Below are 17,221 nucleotides of genomic sequence, written 5' to 3'. Positions count from 1 at the left end.
GATATAAGCGTTCCGCCTTGCAAATGCATCGATTTTCGACCGCGTTCGGCCAAGGACCGGGGATACTTTTCGCCGGCCGCGTCAGAGCCTCTTGCCGGCGAAAAAAGTGAGCCTCGCCCTACGCCATTGCGGGCGATGGGTACAGCGTCAGCCCTGCAGGAAGGGGTTGGTCTCGCGCTCTTCGCCGAGGGTGCCGGTCGGGCCGTGGCCGGGGATGAAGGACACGTCGTCGCCAAGCGGCAGCACCTTGTCGAGGATCGCGCGGATCAGCTGCTCGTGGTTGCCGCCGGGCAGGTCCGTGCGGCCGACCGAGCCGCGAAAGACCACGTCGCCGACGAGGGCGAGCCGCGCGTCGCGGCTCATGAACACCACGCTGCCCGGCGAATGTCCGGGCGCGTGCAGGATGTCGAAGGTGAGCCCCGAGACGGTGACCTGATCGCCCTCGTCGAGCCAGCGGTCCGGTGTCACCGGGCGGGCACCGGCGATGCCGTACTCGGCGCCGGTCTGCGGCAGCCGGTCGAGCAGGAAACCGTCTGCCTGGTGCGGCCCCTCGATCGGCACGCCGCCGAGCCGCTCCTTCAGCTCGGCCGCACCGCCGGCATGATCGATATGGCCGTGGGTGAGCAGGATCTTCTCGATGGTCAGGCCCTGGTCCTTGATGGCCGCCTCGATCCGGTCGAGGTCGCCGCCGGGATCGACCACGGCGCCTGACTTGGTTGCCTCGTCCCAGATCAGCGTGCAGTTCTGCTGGAAGGGCGTGACCGGAATGATGCCGGCGCGAAGGGTTGCAGTCATGGATGTCCGAAGGGATCTCGGGTGGGCTGAGCTGTTCTAGCCGCAATGCGCGCGCGGCGCATCCATGCCGGGCTCAGCTCGTGCTGCGCCGGAGCAGGGCGTCGAGGCCGCCGACCCGGTACCAGCGGTAGCCGTAGCCCTCGATCAGCACCCGGTGCCGGCCGTCCTCACCCGCCTCGGCGCGCTCGCCGGTGAGGAGGTCGACCAGCACCCGGCCCTCCTCGCCCTCCACGCCCGTCTTGAAGTGCAGTTCGAGCGGCCTGGCTTCGAAGTTGTGCAGGCACAGGACCGAGTTGTTGCGCCAGTCGTAGCGGAGGGCCAGGGCCGCGTTCTCGCCGGTCTCGATCACCTCGAAATCGCCCCAGCCGATCTCCGGCGCCTCCTTGCGCTGGCGGATGATGCTCTGCATCCAGTGGAGCAGCGAGCCGTGCTCGTGGCGCTGGTTGGCGACGTTGACGTGCTCGTAGCCGTAGGCGCCTCCGCTGATCGGCCGGCTCACCGGTCGGGTGCCCCTGGTGAAGCCGCCCTGGGCGTCCGCAGTCCACTGCATCGGCGTGCGGGCGCAGTCGCGCTCGGGGATCGAGAGGTCGTCGCCCATGCCGATCTCGTCGCCGTAGCGCAACACCGGCGTACCGGGCAGCGAGAACATCAGCGAATAGGCCAGCTCGATCCGGCGCCGGTCGCCGTCGAGCATCGGCGCGAGCCGGCGGCGGATGCCGCGGTCGTAGAGCTGCATGTCCTTGTCCGGCCCGAATTTCTCGAAAACCGTCTGGCGCTGCTTCTCGGTGAGCCGGCCGAGATCCAGCTCGTCGTGGTTGCGCAGAAACATCGCCCATTGCGCCGAGGGCGGCCGGTTCCAGGTCTTGTTCAGCGCCTTGACCAGGGGCCGCACGTCCGAGGCAGCCAGGGCGTAGAACAACGCCTGGTTGACCTGGAAGTTGAACATCATGTGCATGCGGTCGTTGTCATCGCCGAAATACGCCATGTCGTCCTTGGGCAGGACGTTGGCCTCGGCGAGGATGATGGCATCGCCCGAGCGCCATTGCAGGAACTCGCGGAAGTCGCGCAGCCACTCGAAATGCTCCTTCGGCGCGCCCTTCACCTCCGGCCCCTTCTCGGCGATGACGAAAGGCACCGCGTCCATCCGGAAGCCCGCGACGCCAAGTTCGAGCCAGAAGCCCATGATCTTCAGGATCTCGGCCTGGACCTCGGGATTGGCCGTGTTGAGATCGGGCTGGAAGTTGAAGAAGCGGTGGAAGTACCAGGCCTTGGCCGTCTCGTCGTAGGTCCAGGTCGCCTTCTGCACGCCTGGAAACACCATGCCTTCGTCGTAAGCGGCGGGCCGCTTGTTCGACCAGACGTACCAATCCCGATAGCGCGAGGCGGGGTCCGAGCGGGCCTCCTGGAACCAGCGATGCTGGTCGGAGGTGTGGTTCACGACGAGATCGATGATGACCTTGAGGCCTCGCTGCTTGGCCGCATGGGTGAAGGATACGAAGTCGCCGAGCGAGCCATAGACCGGATCGACACCATAATAATCGCTGATGTCGTAGCCGTGGTCGCGCTGCGGGGAGGGCTGGAAAGGGTGCAGCCAGATCGCGGTGACGCCGAGGCTGAGCAGGTAGTCGAGCCGCCGCTCCAGCCCCGCAAAATCGCCGGTCCCGTCACCATCCGCATCCATGAAGGTGCCGACCGACAGGCAGTAGAACACGGCGTTCTTGTACCAGAGGTCCTGGATCACGCTGGGTTTCACTCGGAACCTCCCGCTCTGGCGGCACCCTAACGGCGGCGGCAACTTGAGCGTTCCAGGGTGAAGCGCGCCGATGATTTCGCGCGAGGCGCGTGACGCGGTGTCCGGCTCACTGGAGTGGTGCGCGTGGCTCAACCGCAGGATAATCCACCTGGAATGCGATGTAAGAAAAACATCTTATATCTTGACATCTGTCTTATTCTATGATTGAAGTCCGTCACCAGCCTCCCGCCCGTCGGGCGAGCGCCGCAGGGTCGAGGGCGGTGTTCCGGGGAGGCTTGGGCGATGCCCGCGTCGGTGGTCTCACCCATCGCCGCCCCGGGCGGGAAGGGTCGACGCAAGGTCTGCCCGGGCTGTGGCGGGGTTCGGCGAGGAAATGCGCCGGGCTTTGGCCGACCCTGCCTGGGCGACACCGAGATGCTGTCGGCATCGTCCACTACGGGGCGGTGCGCACGGAAGGAGGTAGCCACGCAACTTCCTCGGGATGGGGGCGTCCTGCCAGACAGGAGCCCGGCACCGGGGCGTGTTGAGCGACAGGTCGACATCACCGAAGACATCGCGACGCAAAACCGGTCCGGCCGCCCCTCACGACGGGCGCCAGGACCGCGGGACGCCGGGGACCCCCGCCTCTCGTGACCACGCGTGTCGACATGGGTCCGCGGCGTCCCGCGTCTCCCCGATCCATAACCACGGCGGAGATCGTCCGCGCGGGGACGAAGACGCTTGTCCCGAGGAAATCCGGGATCTCACCGTGCTCGGGAGCACCGCAGCAGACGACGCGCCATCTTAAAACAGCCGCGTTGTGCACCGCATATGCGGGGCTCGGGCGTTCTCTTCGGAGAGCGCCTTCGTTTGCGTCCTTGCCCGCGGTGCCCATCGCCCGATGAACGCCATCCTGATCAAGCTGTTCGCGACCGCGCTGACCCTCAGCCAGGTCACGACGCGGCCGGAGGCGGTGAAGACGGGGTTCGACCCGGTGGCCGACCGCGATCAGGTTGTGCAGATCCTGCGCGACGGCTGCGCACATATGCGCAAGGCCTTCGACATCGAGGACATCAACCTCGACGAGTTGATCACCACGGCGATGGAGGATCCGTCCACGGTGGCGGGCGACAACGCGCCCAAGATCCTGCACGGACTCGATCTCGGTGAGCTGAACACGAGCTACAAGCAGTTCTGCAAGGGCGAGAACCCGGCGAACTCGCCCTTCGACGCCCGCGCGGTGATCGAGTTCTACAATAACGCGGTGAAGGACTTACCCTCGGCCGAGGCGCTAAAGGATTCGAAGCTGCCGGGCGCGAGCACGATCCTCGACAATTCGGGAAAAACCTACTCCGAGGCCTTCGAGGCCAACGGGCGCCGCCGCGTGCTGCCGATCGCCGAGATCCCGGACATGGTGCAGAAGGCCTTCGTCGCGGCGGAGGACAAGCGCTTCTACCAGCACCACGGCATCGACGAGCGCGGCGTGATCCGCGCCTTCATCGGAAATCTCGCCTCGCCAGGGCGCCCGGCCGGCGGCTCGACCATCACGCAGCAGGTGGTGAAGAACCTCTCAGTGGGCGACGACGTCACCTACGAGCGCAAGATCCGCGAGATGATCGTCGCCAGCCGCCTGGAGCAGATCCAGACCAAGCCGCAGATCCTCGGCCTCTACCTCAACGGCATCTATCTCGGCCGCGGCTCCTACGGCGTCGAAATGGCGGCGAAGAGCTGGTTCGGGAAGTCGGTGGGCCAGCTCAGCGTTGCGGAGGCGGCGCTCCTCGCTGGCCTGCCCAAGGGGCCGAACTACTACAACCCCGAAAAGTACCCCGACCGCGCCCGCGAGCGCCGCGGCTACGTCCTGTCCCGGATGAAGGAGGACGGTGTCATCACTGAGGAGCAGCTCGCCGAGGCGCAGAAGAGCGACCTCGGCATCAGGCCTTTCGAGACGGTGCGGCGCGATTCCGGCTTCTATTTCGTCGAGCATCTCGGCCGCGAGGCACGCACCTTCGCCGGCCTGGAATCGCTGACCAGCGCCTCCTACACGGTGCGCTCGACGGTCAATGCCGGCCTCCAGACCGCCGTCGAAGCCGCCCTGCAGGACGGTCTCGCGAATTACGAGCGGGGCGTCGGCCGGGTCTTCTACGACGGGCCGGAGGTGAACCTCGCGGAATCCGTGAAGCGGTTCGAGGCGATGCCCCCGGTCATGGAAACGGCGTTGCCGCCTCCACCGCCCGAACCTGTGCCCCCGCGCGGCAGGAAGGCCGCCCTCAAGCAACCTCAGCCCGTCAAGCCAGCCGGACCGAAACCGGCCTGGCAGCGCGCCCTCCAGGCTGCGCGGCCGCTGCTCTATGACGTGCACTGGCCGCTGGCCGTCGTGCTCTCCACTAGCAAGTCCGGTACCAAGGTCGGCCTCGCGGATGGCCGCGTCGCGAATCTCGATGCTGGCGGCGCGCGTGGCCGCCTGCAGCTCTACGATGCAGTGCGGGTGAAACTCATCGATCCCTTGTCCCGCGCTCCCCGCGCACAGCTCCGCGTCCGCCCGGCCGTCCAGGGCGCGGCGGTCGTGCTGGAGAACAAGACCGGCCGCATCCTGGCGATGACCGGCGGCTTCTCCTATCCGCTGAGCCAGCTCAACCGGGTCACGCAGACCGTGCGCCAGCCCGGCTCGACCCTGAAGCCGCTGACCTATCTCGCTGCGCTCAATGCCGGCCTGCAGCCGAATACCCTGGTGATGGACAGTCCCGTGACCCTGCCGCCTATCGGCGGGGCAGGGGATTCCTGGTCACCCAAGAACTATGATGGCGGCGGCTCCGGCCCGATCACCCTGCGGCGCGGCCTCGAATTTTCGAAGAACCTCGTCACCGCGCGCCTGTTGCAAGGCGGCATCGCCGAGAAGGCGCCGGCCAGCCTGAAGCGCGTCTGCGACATCGCGCTGGAAGCGCAGCTCTACGCCGAGTGCGAAAACTACTATCCCTTCGTCCTTGGCGCGCAGCCGGTGCGGATGATCGACCTCGCGAGCTTCTATGCGGCCATCGCCAACGAGGGCGCACGCCCGAGCGCCTACGCCCTCGAATCCGTGGAGAAGGACGGCAAGGCCGTGTTCACGCACGCGGCCAAGGCGCCGGTGCGGATCGGCTCGGCCGACCGCGTCGCCTTCTACCAGCTCAAGACCATGCTGCAGGGCGTGACCCAGCACGGCACCGCGGCGGCGATGTCCGGCATCTCGCAATATGTGGCCGGCAAGACCGGCACCTCGGAGAACGAGAACGACGCCTGGTTCGCCGGCTTCACCAACGAGATCAGCGTCGTGGTCTGGGTCGGCTATGACAATGCCGACGGCATCCGAAAGACCCTCGGACGCGGCCAGACCGGCGGCCATGTCTCGGTGCCGATCGCCAAGGCAATCTTCCAGGCAGCCTGGGCCAACGGCGTGCCGCGCACAGCGCTCGCGCCGCCGTCGCCCGAGGCGCTCGGCCAGATCGCCGACCTGCCGATCGATCCGCGCTCCGGGCAGCGTCTCTCCGGCGGTGGGTTCCTGGAGCATTTCCGCAAGAAGAACGGCCAGGTCGCCGACACGCAGTACAACCTCGTGCCGCGCGAGACGATGTACGCGATGCGGCCCGATTCCGAGGATGGCGACTTCGGCAATTCCGAGAACGGGGCCGATGTCGCCGGCGACTATTATAGCAATCGCCCCGGCCGCAGCGGCAGCGACCTGCTCGACCCCTTCGCGCAGAACGACGCCGATCCCTATGCCTCGCGGCGCACGCAGCAGCGCTACGATCCCTACCAGAACTGGCCGGGCCGGAGCCGTTACGGCCAGACGCAGCCCTCTCCGTTCGGAGATGACGAAGGCTATCCGCGGCCGCGCCGGCGCGATCCGGACTACCTGTTCGGCGACGATCCGCGCTACTGAGCGCGGCCTCTCAGAGCCCTCCACGACCCAAGGATGCGACGTGCTGAAGCAGCTTTCGGCGACCCTTCTCTTCGCCCTTGCGGCGGCGGCCGTCCCGGCAGCCGCGCAGGAGACCATCAAGCTGCAGGCGCCGCCCCCGCCCTCGGCGACCGTGCCCTCCAATGTGAAGGACGTCGGGACGCTGGACGCAGCCGACGTCGCCACGCTGAAGCCCGGTACGATCCTGTTCACGGACTATCGCGACAAGGCGTCGACCAACCCCGAGAGCGGGCTGATCGCCTACAATGACTGGGTGAAGACGCGGCCCGCCGAGGCCGCGGCGCTGGCGCCCTTTCCGGGCTACGCCGAGCCCGATTACAGCCAGACCGTCAACGGGGTGACGAAGCAGCGCCACGAGACCCTGAAGGTCTATGTCGCGGAAGGGCGCTTCGTGGTGAACAAGGCGCCCGGCAGCATCGCCCTGTCGCGCTACGCGACCCTCGACTTCGTCTCGAAAATGGACGGCGCCATCCGCCACAAGGCGCTGAACCCGGCCGACGTCACGCCAACGAAAGACCCGGCCGCCGCCTTCGCCAAGCGTCCCGACCGGGCCTGGTGCGACGCGCCCGGCGCGGTCTGCCTGGAATCGCGCTACGACCTCGAAGGCAAGCTGCCGCTCGGCGTGCGGCTGGCCAACAAGCTCGAACTCGGTTCGACCAAGAAGGTCGCGGAGTTCGTGTCGTTCCAGAGCGAGCTACGCGTGCTGCCGGCCGGCGAGGCCGCCGGCCTGACGTCGCTGACGAAGATCGACACCCCGGTCGCGGGAGCACTCGAACAGACGATCTTCTGGGTCAACCAGATTCTGCGCTTCGGCAAGTTCCTGGCAATCGTCCAACCTGTGCCGAACGATCCGGGCACGTCGGTGGTCACCACCTACATGGCGCTCGCGGTGAAGGCCGACGTGCTCGACCGCAAGCAGGAATATGCGCGGGTGCCGGTGCTTAAGAACCTGCTGCCGGTGCAGGTGCTGATGGGAAATTCCTCGTTTAACACCGGCTCGTCGATCAGCGCCGGCCTGCCGACCTATTCCCGCAACCGCATCGGAGCCTTCGCCGAGGCGCTGGCGAAGAACTGACGACCGCTCAGCCCTTGGCGTCGGGCTCGGTGACACGGCGCAGTCGGCCCTGGCGCTTCTCGTAGCGGAAGATCGAGGTGAGCGCCTCGCTCGCCTCCTGCGCCTCCACACTCTCCTCCGTCGGGGCTGGCTTACCAACCGCGGCCCGGCCGAGGGCACCGAGGGCGACCTCGCGGTCCCGGCGCAGAGCGGCGATCAATGCCGGCGGCATCCGCGCGACGATCATGGTGCCGTCTGCGAAGGCGATCTCCACGACGGCGGGCTCGTCCTGATCCGGCCCCAGCCCTTCCTCGATCACGCCGAGCCCGGCACGCACGGTCGAGACGGCGAGCCGCGCCGGCATCGCGAGGCGACCGGCAGTGGGTAGCGCCTTGCGCAGGCTTCCCAGGAAGCCCGGCAGGGCGCTGCCACGCGAAGGGGCGGAGCGGCGACTGAGCCGCGCAATCGTCTCGACGCCGCGCGCGGTGCCGTCCGGAAGTGTGAACAGCCCGGCCTCGTAGGAGCCGGCCCCCGCGCCGCATGGGCCTTCGTCGATCGAGAACCCGCTCATGCCGTGGCCCGTCGCGCGCCCCCGGATCAGAAGCCGCGGTTCGAGATCGTCGGCAGCGTAGGCTGCGTGAACTGACGGTTCACGTCCGGCCGGGTCTGGGTGCCGTTGGTGTTTTCTGAGCGGCGGTAATTGTCGAGATTGAAGCTCTCCGAGAGCCCACTGCCACTCGGGCCGGAATCCGTGCTGTTGCAGCCGGAGAGCGCGGAGGTGGCGAGGACGGCGGCGATGAGGGCGAAGGTCAGGCGCATCGGTGGATTCCCGTTAACAAGTTATGCGGCTCACTGGCCGTCGTGCGCAGGCCGTGCAAGTCTGGAGGGCCTTAGCGCTGCCGGACGGATCCCATCGCCCACCCCTGGCCTGCGACCCGGGGCCGTCCTCGTCAAGCAACTCTGTACCGTTCCCTAACGGTTTCGCTTAGATGTGATGTCGAGCGGCCACGCGAGGCTTACCACGCCGAACGGAACACGGGGTGATAGGCCGGAAGTCCCTGGCATTCGTGTGGAGGAAGCCGGGCGGATGATGGCAGACTGGGGCGAAATCCTCGAAAGGCTCGCCCCATGAGCAACGTCGTTCCCTTCCGCCGTCCGGCATCCATCACAATCCGCGCCCGCTGCGACGTGGTCTCGGTTGCCGACGATCTGTTCGCAGCGCTTGACGGACTTCAGGATCTGGCCGAGCGGGCCGCGTTGATGAACCGACCGGCTCCCGAGATCGACGCGATGGTTCAGGGACTGCTCGAAGCGGTCGGTGCGGTCGAGCGCGCGCTCGACTGTCTCGGCGAGGGCAGTGAGGCCGCCCCCGGCTGAACGGAGGCCGTCAGTTGCCGGCGGCGAGCACGCTGGTGACGATCGTGCCGTAGTGGCAGCAGGCTGCCGCCAGCACGAAGGCATGCCAGATCGCGTTCTGGAAGGGCAGGCTCCGCCAGACGTGGAAGACGACGCCGAAGGAGTAGAGCAGGCCGCCCACGGCGAGCATCCAGAAGGCCGCCGGAGAGAGGCCCGCGATCGTTGACTCGTAGGCGAGCACGCCGCTCCAGCCGAGCATGAGGTAGAGAACGATCGAGAGGCGGTCCCAACGGCCGGGCATCAGCAACTTGATCGCGATGCCAACTGCCGCCACCGTCCAGATCAGCGCGAGTAGGCTCCAGGCAACCAGCCCATTACCCACCAGTGCGATGAGCGGCGTATAGGTGCCCGCGATCATCAGGTAGATGAAGGCGTGGTCGAGCCGGCGCAGGATCCATTTGCGCGGCGAGACAGGCCACATGTTGTAGGCGGCGGAGGCACCGAGCATCGCGACGAGAGCACCGGCATAGATGAGGATCGAGGCGCGCTCCATCCAGCCGAGATGGGTCAGCGTGGCGATCGCCGCCAGAGCGACCGCGCCGGCTATGCCGAGGGCGACCCCCAGGAGATGCACGGCGCCGTCGGCCATCATCTCCTCGCGGGTGTAGTGCCAAGTCAGCGCGAGCGGCCTTCCGTCTTCCGCCAGGAACATCTCAGGCTCCTCATCGATCGGTCCATCATAAGTCACAGGCCGCCCAAGTTGTTCCGCACTAGAAATACCGAGATGCACTGGCTCTGTGCAAAACTCGAATGAACAGTCGATTCGAGACGCGTGTGCAGCGCGGTAACGACTATTTCGCTGTAGCACTTTGCCTTAGTCGACAGGCTCCACAGCCCGATCTTGCGTCGGCCTGATCGAGGAGCCTGCACAGAGCGTGCCGCGCTGGATTCCCGAAGCGGAACGCCGGGCTCCCCGTCAGGTGGTGCGGCCCGCGAGCGGTTCGAAGCCGAACGGCACGACCGGCTCGCCGACCGCCGTCGCGACCGCAACATGGCCGCGGCTGAGCCTGGCGTGAGCCGTGGCCATGGTCAGGACCGCCATGGCGAAGACCTGGTGCGCGAGCGCCGCCCAGAGCGGAACTGCGAGCAACAGCGTGGCAATGCCGAGACCCATCTGTGCGAGAGCGAGGATCGCGACGCCCGCCGCCCGCCGCGCCGCCCCTGTGCCGGGCGCGCTGAGCCGCGCATCGAACGCGTGCAGAACGGCCAAGATAACGACGAGGTAGGCCACCATCCGGTGGTTGAACTGCACCAGGGTGAGGTTGTCGACGAAGTTCTCGATCCAGGGCACCGTCGCGAAGAGAACGTCCAGCGGTGGTACAAACCGGCCGTTCATGGTCGGCCAGGTGTTATAGGCGAGCCCGGCATGCGACCCCGCGACAAGGCCGCCGAGCGCGATCTGCACCAGGACAAGCAGCATCAGCGCGACGGATCCCGCGCGGATACGGCCTGGCGCCGGCGCGAGCGCTACGGAACGGGTTCCGGCGGCGAGCCATACGAGGCCAGCCAGGATCACGCTTGCCGTGGTCAGATGCAGCGCGAGCTTCACCGGCGCCACCGCGGTCATGCCGGGCTGAAGGCCCGAGGCCACCATGATCCAGCCGATCGCACCCTGGAAGGCGCCGACCACGCCGAGCGCCACGAGGCCGAGGCCGAGCCGCCGGTCGAGCGCGCCGCGCAGCCAGAATACGATCAGCGGCAGGAAAAACGCGAGGCCGATCAACCGCCCGAGCAGGCGATGCGCCCATTCCCACCAATAGAGCGCCTTGAAGGAATCGAGGCCCATGCCGTCATTGAGGATCTTGTATTGCGGCGTCCCACGATACTTCTCGAACTCCGCCGCCCAATCTGCTGCCGAGAGGGGCGGGATCGCACCGGTGACCGGTTTCCACTCGGTGATCGACAGACCCGATCCGGTCAGCCGTGTGGCGCCCCCGAGCGCAACCATGGCGACGACGAGGCCGGCAAGCAGATAGAGCCAGATCCGCACCGCGCGACGATGCGGACGAATGGCTGCGCTCCGGATAGAGGGGGAAGAGGGCATGAGGCTCGGCGATGTCCAATGAAGGCTCGCGCCGGACTGTCCGGCATCTCGGAATGCTTTAGGCCGCGCCCGGGTCGTGGAGCAACGCCGGCGGGGTCGCAGTGGCATCGCGCGCGTTGCCAGGGTCGCACAGGGGCTTTAGGCCTGCCCTCCTCGTCGAGACACGCCTTCGGAACTGCCCCATGCGCCGCCGCACCCGCGCCCTGATCGGCACCATCGCGATCCTGGCCTTCGTGATCGTCTACGCGCCGCTCGCAATGGCGCTCGCGGACAGCCGCATCGCGGAAACGCCGGCGCTGGTCCAGGCGCTGCTCTACTCGATCCTGGGCATCGCCTGGATCTTTCCACTGATGCCGCTGATCCGTTGGATGGAGCGCCCGGACGATCCGGTCTGATCCTCCTTTTTTCGCCGCACTCCGTCTTCAGAAGGCCGCGACCCTGGCCCACACACAATCCCGAAGCCGACCGCGCCCGATGCCCCGCCTGCCCGTATCGACGATCCGTGCCCTTGGAACCGCAGGTCTGTTGTCCCTCGTCGCGTCCGTTGCCGTCGCCCAGAACGCGCCGCGGTCCATGGCTGATTGCGAGCGGCTGAAGAACGACCTCGCGTATAACCAGTGCCTCGCGATGTTCGGGCCTGCCGCCAAGGGCGTCTCGGGCAGCGAGGGAATAGGGCCGGGCCCTGCGATCACCGTGCCGCCACCAACCCCGTCGGCCATCGCCGGCATGCCGGCCCTGGAAGAGCCCGTGATCGACGAGACGCCCCGGCGAGGCCGGCGCGGGCGGTATTCACGCAGTGGGGGACGGCAGAGCGCGAGCTTCGACATCGGAAGCGCGAGCGAGGGCGGATCGAGCCGCCGGAGACGGCACCGCCGTCATTGAACGAGCGTACCTACAGGTCGCGGGCGACGCGGAAACCGTTGGTGTAGTAGCGGACGTCGCGATCGTAGCGAAACCTTGCGGACGAGCGTACGGCACTGGCCTTGTTGGCGAAAGCACCGCCGCGAAGCACCCGCATCTGGCACTGCCCGGTGCGCCAGGACGAGCCGTCCGACGGCGCGCTGCGATAGGAGCCGTTCCAGCAATCGTCGACCCATTCGGCTGCGTTGCCAGCTGTGTCGAACAGCCCGAAGGCATTGGGCCGGAAACTGCCGACCGGCAATGTCGTCCGCGCGGGATTGCCGGAGCAGTCATCACAATTAGCCTTGGCGTTGCCGACAGTGGCTCCCCACGGAAAGACCGAACGGGACCCGGCCCGCGCCGCGTATTCCCACTCGGCTTCGGTGGGCAGCCGATAGGTCTGCTTCGTCTGTGACGACAGCCATTTCACGAAGGCTTGCGCCTCGTCCCAGCTTACGTCGATGACCGGCCGGTCGGCGCGTCCGAAGCCATGGTCGTCGATGTCTGCGCGGCAGGCTTTGGCGGCGGCGCAGGCATCCCATTGCGCGAAGGTGACTTCATAGCGGCCAACCGCGAAGGGCTTCGCCAGAACCACGCGGTGTTGCGGCTTCTCGAATTCGCTATCGGTCGAGCCCATGGCGAATTCACCGGAAGGAACGACCACCAGTTCGGGGCAGGTGTCGCAATCCCGAAAGGTCTCGCCCGCCTGTGGGCTGGCCTCCTTCACCGCGCCGTCGCCATCCGCTGTCGCGCCGGCCGCAGATGGCGCGACAGCCGGCACGTTCGCGGTGATGTAGAAGTCGCTCGTTAGGGAGGACGACACCAAGGGGACCTGCCGGCCCGCCGTAGCCTTGGCAACGGCGTTTCGCGTCTTGGCGAAGGCCTGCTCGAGCGTGACGTTGGGAATGGACGTCTGACGCAGCAGCTCCGGTAGGAACAGATCGACCGCGGCGCCGGCCGTACCCTGCAAGCCCTTCTGCGGTTCCGTGCTCGTGTTGACGATCGCAAGCGTTCCCTCGTGCAGTTCCAGCGCTGGGGGCGAACCGCGCGGGATCCCAAAGGCTTCCGCCGCGGCACCGCTGCCCACGGCGTCGACGATGATAATTTTTGTCGATGCGCCGCGTTGGGAGAGATCGCTTTCGATCGCGTTCAGGTCGATCCCGACGGAACGCGCCGCTTCCTCCGAGGCGCCCCGTGCGTCGGAAGGCAGCAGAATGTTTGACTGGCCCAGTCTCAGCATCGCGCCGCGGAACAGAAACAGAGTGGTCGAGCCGTGGCGAGCCTTCGCAACGAAGCTGCGCACAGCCTCGGCCATGCGCTGCGTATCCGCGTTCTCGATCATGGTCGTAGCAAAGCCGAGCCGACCGAGCTGCGCGCCGATCCCCTGGAGGTCGTTGCCGAGCAGCAAGGCTATGCGTGAGGATGAATCGATTGATGTCGGCTGCTGGGCATGGATCTGAACCGTCGCCGAGATCACCAGCAGCAGGAGCGCAAGTCCCGTCGCCAACCTCTTCCGCATGTCTTTCGAAGATCCTCGACGCGCGCTCGAAAGCCGCCCACGGAAACTGACAGGATTCGCGATGTCTGCATAGATAGCAGCTTGCCATTGTGTTCAGTCGGGACGAAAGTCTTGCGGAGACTGTATCCCTCATTCGCTACCGCCGGGAACCATGCTGTGCACCGAATAGCGATGCGGCAAACATTTTGGATCGCGGTCGTACTAGTTGCACAGTCCGGCGCCGTGTTGGGCCAAAGCGGACAGGCAGGCGGCCCGAGCGCCTCTCCGCCGGGTGCGGCGGTATACTTCATCGACCTCAAGAACGGCGCCACCATCCCACCCTCGAGCGTGGTGCATTTCGGCCTTCGCGGCATGGGCGTGACAGCGGCCGGACTGCAGAAGGACAATTCAGGCCATCATCATCTGCTCATCGACACGGACCTGCCGAAGCTGAACGAGCCGATCCCGAACGATCTTAACCATCTGCATTTCGGCGCAGGGCAGACAGAGGCAACTCTCGACTTGCCGCCAGGCGAACACACGCTTCAACTGCTGCTGGCCGACCACAAGCACATCCCGCACTCGCCGCCCGTGATGTCGGAACGCATCAAGGTCATGGTCAAGGAGGCTGGGGCCGCCGAACCCGCGACGGCGCAGAAGGGAAGCCGGCATCCCTCACCGAAGGACGCCAAGGTCTACATCGTCAGCCCACGCGACGGCAGCTATGTCTCGCGTACGCCGCTGATTCGGTTCGGTCTCGAGAACATGGGTGTCGCGCCGGCGGGCTTCGCGAAGGCGAATACCGGCCATCACCACCTCCTCATTGACATGGACCTGCCGCCGCTGGACCGGCCGATTCCCAACGATGCCAACCATCTTCATTTCGGCGCAGGGCAGACCGAAGCCAAGGTGTCGCTGCCACTCGGCCAGCACAAGCTACAGCTCGTCCTGGCCGACGAGAACCACGTGGCGCACGACCCGCCGGTCGTCTCGAAGCCGATCACGGTCAACGTGACGGCATCCGGACAGGCGCCCCGCCGCAAACGTCACAAGCGCCGGCGATGACGAGCGATCGAGCACATCTGCGACCGGGTTCGCGCGCACCATTCCTGAGCGGTTGGCTCTTGCACGTGCTGATGCTGGCCTGCTTCATACTTTCGACGGCCGGTCTGCAGGTACAGGCGGCTGAGCGACGAGTAGCGCTGGTGATCGGCAACTCGGCCTATCGCAACGCGCCGGTCCTCTCCAACCCGGTCCGCGACGCGTTGTCGGTCGCCGAGATGTTCAAGAAGGCCGGCTTCACGACAGTAGAGCTGAAGCAGGACCTCGAAAGTCTGGAACTGAAGCGCGCCATCCGCGCCTTCCTGGGGATCACCAAAGATTCCGAGATTGCCGTCGTGTTCTTTGCCGGACACGGGATTGAGGTGAACGGCGCCAACTACATCATCCCGGTCGATGCGCGGCTCAAAACGGATTTCGACGCTGAGGACGAAGGCGTGGCGCTGGAGAGGATCATCCGCGCCGTCGAGCCCGCGCGGCGTCTGCGGCTCATCATACTGGATGCTTGCCGAGACAACCCGTTCATCCCGCAAATGCAGCGCACGGTCAGTCTACGCGGGATCACGGCGGGGCTCGGGAAGGTCGAGCCTGCTGCGAGCGATACGCTCGTCGCCTATGCCGCCCGGGCGGGCTCGGTGGCAGATGACGGCCAGACGGACCATTCGCCCTTCACCACGGCACTGCTCAAGCATTTGACGACGCCCGGTCTCGACATCCGTGTCGCCCTCGGCCGCGTCCGCGACGACGTCGTGCGCGATACCGGCGGCAAGCAGGAGCCTTTCGTCTACGGTTCGCTCGGCGGCTCGACGGTGAGCCTCGTTCCGGACAAGCCGGCTCCGGCGGTATCGCAGGCAGACCCGGGTGCCGACGGCCCGCGCGACTACATGCTCGCCGATCGGATCGGAACGCGCGATGCCTGGAATCACTTCCTACGAGCGCATCCCACCGGCTTTCTGGCCGATCTCGCACGCGCACAGCTTCAGAAACTGCCAGGTGATCCGGCTCCGGCAACCGCGACGCCTGCCGATCTCGCCAAGGCGGCAAACAAACGCCCCAGCGCGGAGCCGACGCCGGCCATCAGGATGGAAGCCCGGCGGCACGACCCCGGCAAGGTCGAACCGGAGATGGCTCAGGTCGTGCCGCGCAGCACTTGCGATCGTGACCGTGAAACCCTCGCCATGCTCCGGGAAAGGCAGGTGGCAGAGAAAATCGCCGCGTTCGCTCGCGACCTGACATGCGAGGCACTTCGGCCGCAGGTGACACGACTTCTCGAAAGCACCGGCTCGGCCGACAGCGCTAAGCCGTCACTCCCCGCGGCTGCGCCGAAGCCCGCTGCCGGCACACCGGCCATTCCCGTGTCGCTGGGGACCAATCGCTCCGCACCGAACTGCGAGGACGAGAGCAGGGCGCTCGCCCGCCTCAGGGCTGCACCGAACCTAATGGCGGTCGAGACGTTCGAGCAGAACCTGACCTGCAAAGCCCTGCAACCTCAGGTCTCACGGTTGCGCGAAAGCCTGCATGAGAACTGAATGAGACGGCGGTGTTGGCAGCCGGTGCTCACATCAGCCGACATTGACCCGTCGGCCGCGGTTCCAGACCAGGAATGGCACGCCCGAGATCAGGCTCGCCAGCGCCGCGTCAGTCTGATGCAGGCCATTGATCGACACCCGCGGCAGCGCGTGGAGGTGGCCCGCATGGTCGGCGAAGAGGTGGCCCGGCCGCGTCGTCACCGCGGTCGCGAAGCCTAGCTCTCGCGCGATGGCGAATTCGCGTGGCCCCGCCGAGGTCGGGTCGCCCACCGGGAAGGACAGATGGCGGATCTCACGGCCGAGCTGCGATGCGATCCGGTCGCGGCTCTCAGCGATCTCGCGCCGTGCGAACATCAGGTCGTGCTTGGCGAGCATCGGGTGACTGATCGTGTGGGCACCGATCGTCACAGCGGGATCGGCGGCCAGCGCGCGCAGCTCGTCCCATGACAGGCAAAGCTCTTCGGCGATCTGTCCCGGCGGGAATCCGGCCTGCTCGCAGAGCACTGCAATCGTCGCGAGCAGGCGGTCTTCCGGGGCTGACCGCAGGAGCCGATAGATCACGTCGAAGGCGGCCGACTTCTCCGCGGCATCACGCGCCGGCAGATCGATTGCGAACCCTCCGGTCTCCTCGGGCGAGAGGCGCACGCGGTCGAGACGGCCGATGGCGCGCTCCAACTCGATCCACCAGAGCCGGCCGCGCCCCTCCGCGAAATCGCTCGCGACGTAAAGCGTCCAAGGCGCGCCATGGTGCGCGAGCACCGGTGCAGCGAATGCGACGTTGTCGCGATAGCCATCGTCAAAGGTGAGGACGGCGAAGGGAGCCTTTGGCGCCGGATCGCTCAGCCGTGCCGGAACGTCGTCGAGACCGATCAGCTCGAACCCGCGCGCTCGCAGAAGCGTCAGCGTGCGATGGAGAAAGTCCGGGGTGATGGCGAGCAGCCCGTTCGGCGCGTAGGGCGCCGGTGCCTCGGGGCGGACGTGATGGAAGGTCAGGATCAGCCCGCGTCCACGCGCAGCCGGCGCCAGCCAGCGATCTGCCCCGACGAGCGACACGGCCGAGAATCCCGCCTTGAACAGCCGGTGACGGTTTCGCGACGACAGCATCGGTGAGCCCTGCGGACGGAGATCCGGCAGCGACGCTAGCGGTCGAGTGCACAAGCTTTCGTTACCCATCCGGCGAGATCGTCAGTGACGGTTCCCGGAGGATCGGGTTGCTTCAATCCGGAGTTCAACTCTCGA

Annotated in this window: 15 protein-coding genes; 7 read left to right on the top strand and 8 right to left on the bottom strand. The window is 66.7% G+C overall.

Annotation, left to right across the window (positions count from 1 at the left end):
- Positions 1-147: 147 nt before the first annotated feature.
- Together MGN01_RS02280 and MGN01_RS02275 are read right to left on the bottom strand one after the other, a co-directional pair.
- The gene (locus MGN01_RS02280) at positions 148-795 is read right to left on the bottom strand and encodes an MBL fold metallo-hydrolase (RefSeq protein WP_147044968.1); all 648 of its coding nucleotides are present in this window, start codon (positions 793-795) and stop codon (positions 148-150) included.
- 73 nt (positions 796-868) lie between these two features.
- Positions 869-2,536, bottom strand: coding sequence for an alpha-amylase family protein (locus tag MGN01_RS02275; protein WP_147045256.1), 1,668 nt, complete (start codon positions 2,534-2,536; stop codon positions 869-871).
- A gap of 892 nt (positions 2,537-3,428) precedes the next feature.
- On the opposite strand from MGN01_RS02275, the gene MGN01_RS02270 reads away from it, so the two are divergent.
- Together MGN01_RS02270 and MGN01_RS02265 are read left to right on the top strand one after the other, a co-directional pair.
- On the top strand, positions 3,429-6,443 hold the full coding sequence (locus tag MGN01_RS02270; RefSeq protein ID WP_147044967.1) for a penicillin-binding protein 1A: 3,015 nt from the start codon (positions 3,429-3,431) through the stop codon (positions 6,441-6,443).
- Between the two features lie 40 nt (positions 6,444-6,483).
- A complete protein-coding gene (locus MGN01_RS02265) occupies positions 6,484-7,557 on the top strand; it encodes a hypothetical protein (RefSeq protein ID WP_147044966.1) in 1,074 nt (357 codons plus the stop codon).
- 7 nt (positions 7,558-7,564) lie between these two features.
- Here the strand turns inward: MGN01_RS02265 and MGN01_RS02260 are convergent, their stop codons facing one another.
- Positions 7,565-8,107 carry a hypothetical protein gene (locus tag MGN01_RS02260; protein ID WP_147044965.1) on the bottom strand — a complete coding sequence of 181 codons (543 nt, stop codon included), beginning with the start codon at positions 8,105-8,107 and terminating at the stop codon, positions 7,565-7,567.
- A gap of 26 nt (positions 8,108-8,133) precedes the next feature.
- On the bottom strand, positions 8,134-8,355 hold the full coding sequence (locus tag MGN01_RS02255) for a hypothetical protein (RefSeq protein WP_147044964.1): 222 nt from the start codon (positions 8,353-8,355) through the stop codon (positions 8,134-8,136).
- A gap of 309 nt (positions 8,356-8,664) precedes the next feature.
- Here MGN01_RS02255 and MGN01_RS02250 point away from each other — a divergent pair, with 309 nt between their 5' ends.
- Positions 8,665-8,913: a hypothetical protein gene (locus MGN01_RS02250; protein WP_147044963.1), complete on the top strand. Its 249-nt coding sequence runs from the start codon at positions 8,665-8,667 to the stop codon at positions 8,911-8,913.
- Between the two features lie 10 nt (positions 8,914-8,923).
- Here MGN01_RS02250 and trhA read toward each other — a convergent pair whose 3' ends face one another.
- A complete protein-coding gene (trhA, locus tag MGN01_RS02245; protein WP_147044962.1) occupies positions 8,924-9,604 on the bottom strand; it encodes a PAQR family membrane homeostasis protein TrhA in 681 nt (226 codons plus the stop codon).
- A 264-nt stretch (positions 9,605-9,868) separates the two neighbouring features.
- On the bottom strand, positions 9,869-10,996 hold the full coding sequence (locus tag MGN01_RS02240) for a COX15/CtaA family protein (RefSeq protein ID WP_147044961.1): 1,128 nt from the start codon (positions 10,994-10,996) through the stop codon (positions 9,869-9,871).
- A gap of 182 nt (positions 10,997-11,178) precedes the next feature.
- Between MGN01_RS02240 and MGN01_RS02235 the strand changes: the two genes are divergently transcribed.
- Together MGN01_RS02235 and MGN01_RS02230 are read left to right on the top strand one after the other, a co-directional pair.
- Entirely contained in the window at positions 11,179-11,391 is a 213-nt protein-coding gene (locus tag MGN01_RS02235) for a DUF2842 domain-containing protein (RefSeq protein WP_147044960.1), read from the top strand.
- 79 nt (positions 11,392-11,470) lie between these two features.
- Positions 11,471-11,878 carry a hypothetical protein gene (locus MGN01_RS02230; RefSeq protein ID WP_147044959.1) on the top strand — a complete coding sequence of 136 codons (408 nt, stop codon included), beginning with the start codon at positions 11,471-11,473 and terminating at the stop codon, positions 11,876-11,878.
- 10 nt (positions 11,879-11,888) lie between these two features.
- On the opposite strand, the gene MGN01_RS24065 is transcribed toward MGN01_RS02230, so the two are convergent.
- Positions 11,889-13,415 (bottom strand): SUMF1/EgtB/PvdO family nonheme iron enzyme, encoded by a 1,527-nt coding sequence (locus MGN01_RS24065; RefSeq protein WP_238258367.1) that lies wholly within the window; start codon positions 13,413-13,415, stop codon positions 11,889-11,891.
- A gap of 171 nt (positions 13,416-13,586) precedes the next feature.
- Between MGN01_RS24065 and MGN01_RS02220 the strand changes: the two genes are divergently transcribed.
- Positions 13,587-14,459, top strand: a complete 873-nt coding sequence (locus MGN01_RS02220) for a DUF4399 domain-containing protein (protein ID WP_147044958.1) — start codon at positions 13,587-13,589, stop codon at positions 14,457-14,459.
- Positions 14,456-15,982 carry a caspase family protein gene (locus MGN01_RS02215; RefSeq protein WP_280178529.1) on the top strand — a complete coding sequence of 509 codons (1,527 nt, stop codon included), beginning with the start codon at positions 14,456-14,458 and terminating at the stop codon, positions 15,980-15,982. The genes MGN01_RS02220 and MGN01_RS02215 overlap by 4 nt, the downstream gene beginning before the upstream one ends.
- Before the next feature lie 33 nt (positions 15,983-16,015).
- Here MGN01_RS02215 and MGN01_RS02210 read toward each other — a convergent pair whose 3' ends face one another.
- Positions 16,016-17,086, bottom strand: coding sequence for a polysaccharide deacetylase family protein (locus tag MGN01_RS02210; RefSeq protein ID WP_147044957.1), 1,071 nt, complete (start codon positions 17,084-17,086; stop codon positions 16,016-16,018).
- Positions 17,087-17,221: the final 135 nt, after the last annotated feature.

The sequence above is a fragment of the Methylobacterium gnaphalii genome, from assembly GCF_007992215.1.
In the GTDB taxonomy this organism is placed as follows: Bacteria; Pseudomonadota; Alphaproteobacteria; order Rhizobiales; family Beijerinckiaceae; genus Methylobacterium; species Methylobacterium gnaphalii.
Note: the sequence above shows the minus strand (reverse complement) of the source record. Positions and strands in the feature narration are given on the sequence as shown.

Coding starts and splice junctions, on each gene's coding strand:
- MGN01_RS02280 (WP_147044968.1), bottom strand. CDS start 795: ATGACTGCAACCCTTCGCGCCGGCATCATTCCGGTCACGCCCTTCCAG.
- MGN01_RS02270 (WP_147044967.1), top strand. CDS start 3,429: ATGAACGCCATCCTGATCAAGCTGTTCGCGACCGCGCTGACCCTCAGC.
- MGN01_RS02260 (WP_147044965.1), bottom strand. CDS start 8,107: ATGAGCGGGTTCTCGATCGACGAAGGCCCATGCGGCGCGGGGGCCGGC.
- MGN01_RS02255 (WP_147044964.1), bottom strand. CDS start 8,355: ATGCGCCTGACCTTCGCCCTCATCGCCGCCGTCCTCGCCACCTCCGCG.
- MGN01_RS02250 (WP_147044963.1), top strand. CDS start 8,665: ATGAGCAACGTCGTTCCCTTCCGCCGTCCGGCATCCATCACAATCCGC.
- trhA (WP_147044962.1), bottom strand. CDS start 9,604: ATGTTCCTGGCGGAAGACGGAAGGCCGCTCGCGCTGACTTGGCACTAC.
- MGN01_RS02240 (WP_147044961.1), bottom strand. CDS start 10,996: ATGCCCTCTTCCCCCTCTATCCGGAGCGCAGCCATTCGTCCGCATCGT.
- MGN01_RS02235 (WP_147044960.1), top strand. CDS start 11,179: ATGCGCCGCCGCACCCGCGCCCTGATCGGCACCATCGCGATCCTGGCC.
- MGN01_RS02230 (WP_147044959.1), top strand. CDS start 11,471: ATGCCCCGCCTGCCCGTATCGACGATCCGTGCCCTTGGAACCGCAGGT.
- MGN01_RS24065 (WP_238258367.1), bottom strand. CDS start 13,415: ATGCGGAAGAGGTTGGCGACGGGACTTGCGCTCCTGCTGCTGGTGATC.
- MGN01_RS02220 (WP_147044958.1), top strand. CDS start 13,587: ATGCGGCAAACATTTTGGATCGCGGTCGTACTAGTTGCACAGTCCGGC.
- MGN01_RS02215 (WP_280178529.1), top strand. CDS start 14,456: ATGACGAGCGATCGAGCACATCTGCGACCGGGTTCGCGCGCACCATTC.
- MGN01_RS02210 (WP_147044957.1), bottom strand. CDS start 17,086: ATGCTGTCGTCGCGAAACCGTCACCGGCTGTTCAAGGCGGGATTCTCG.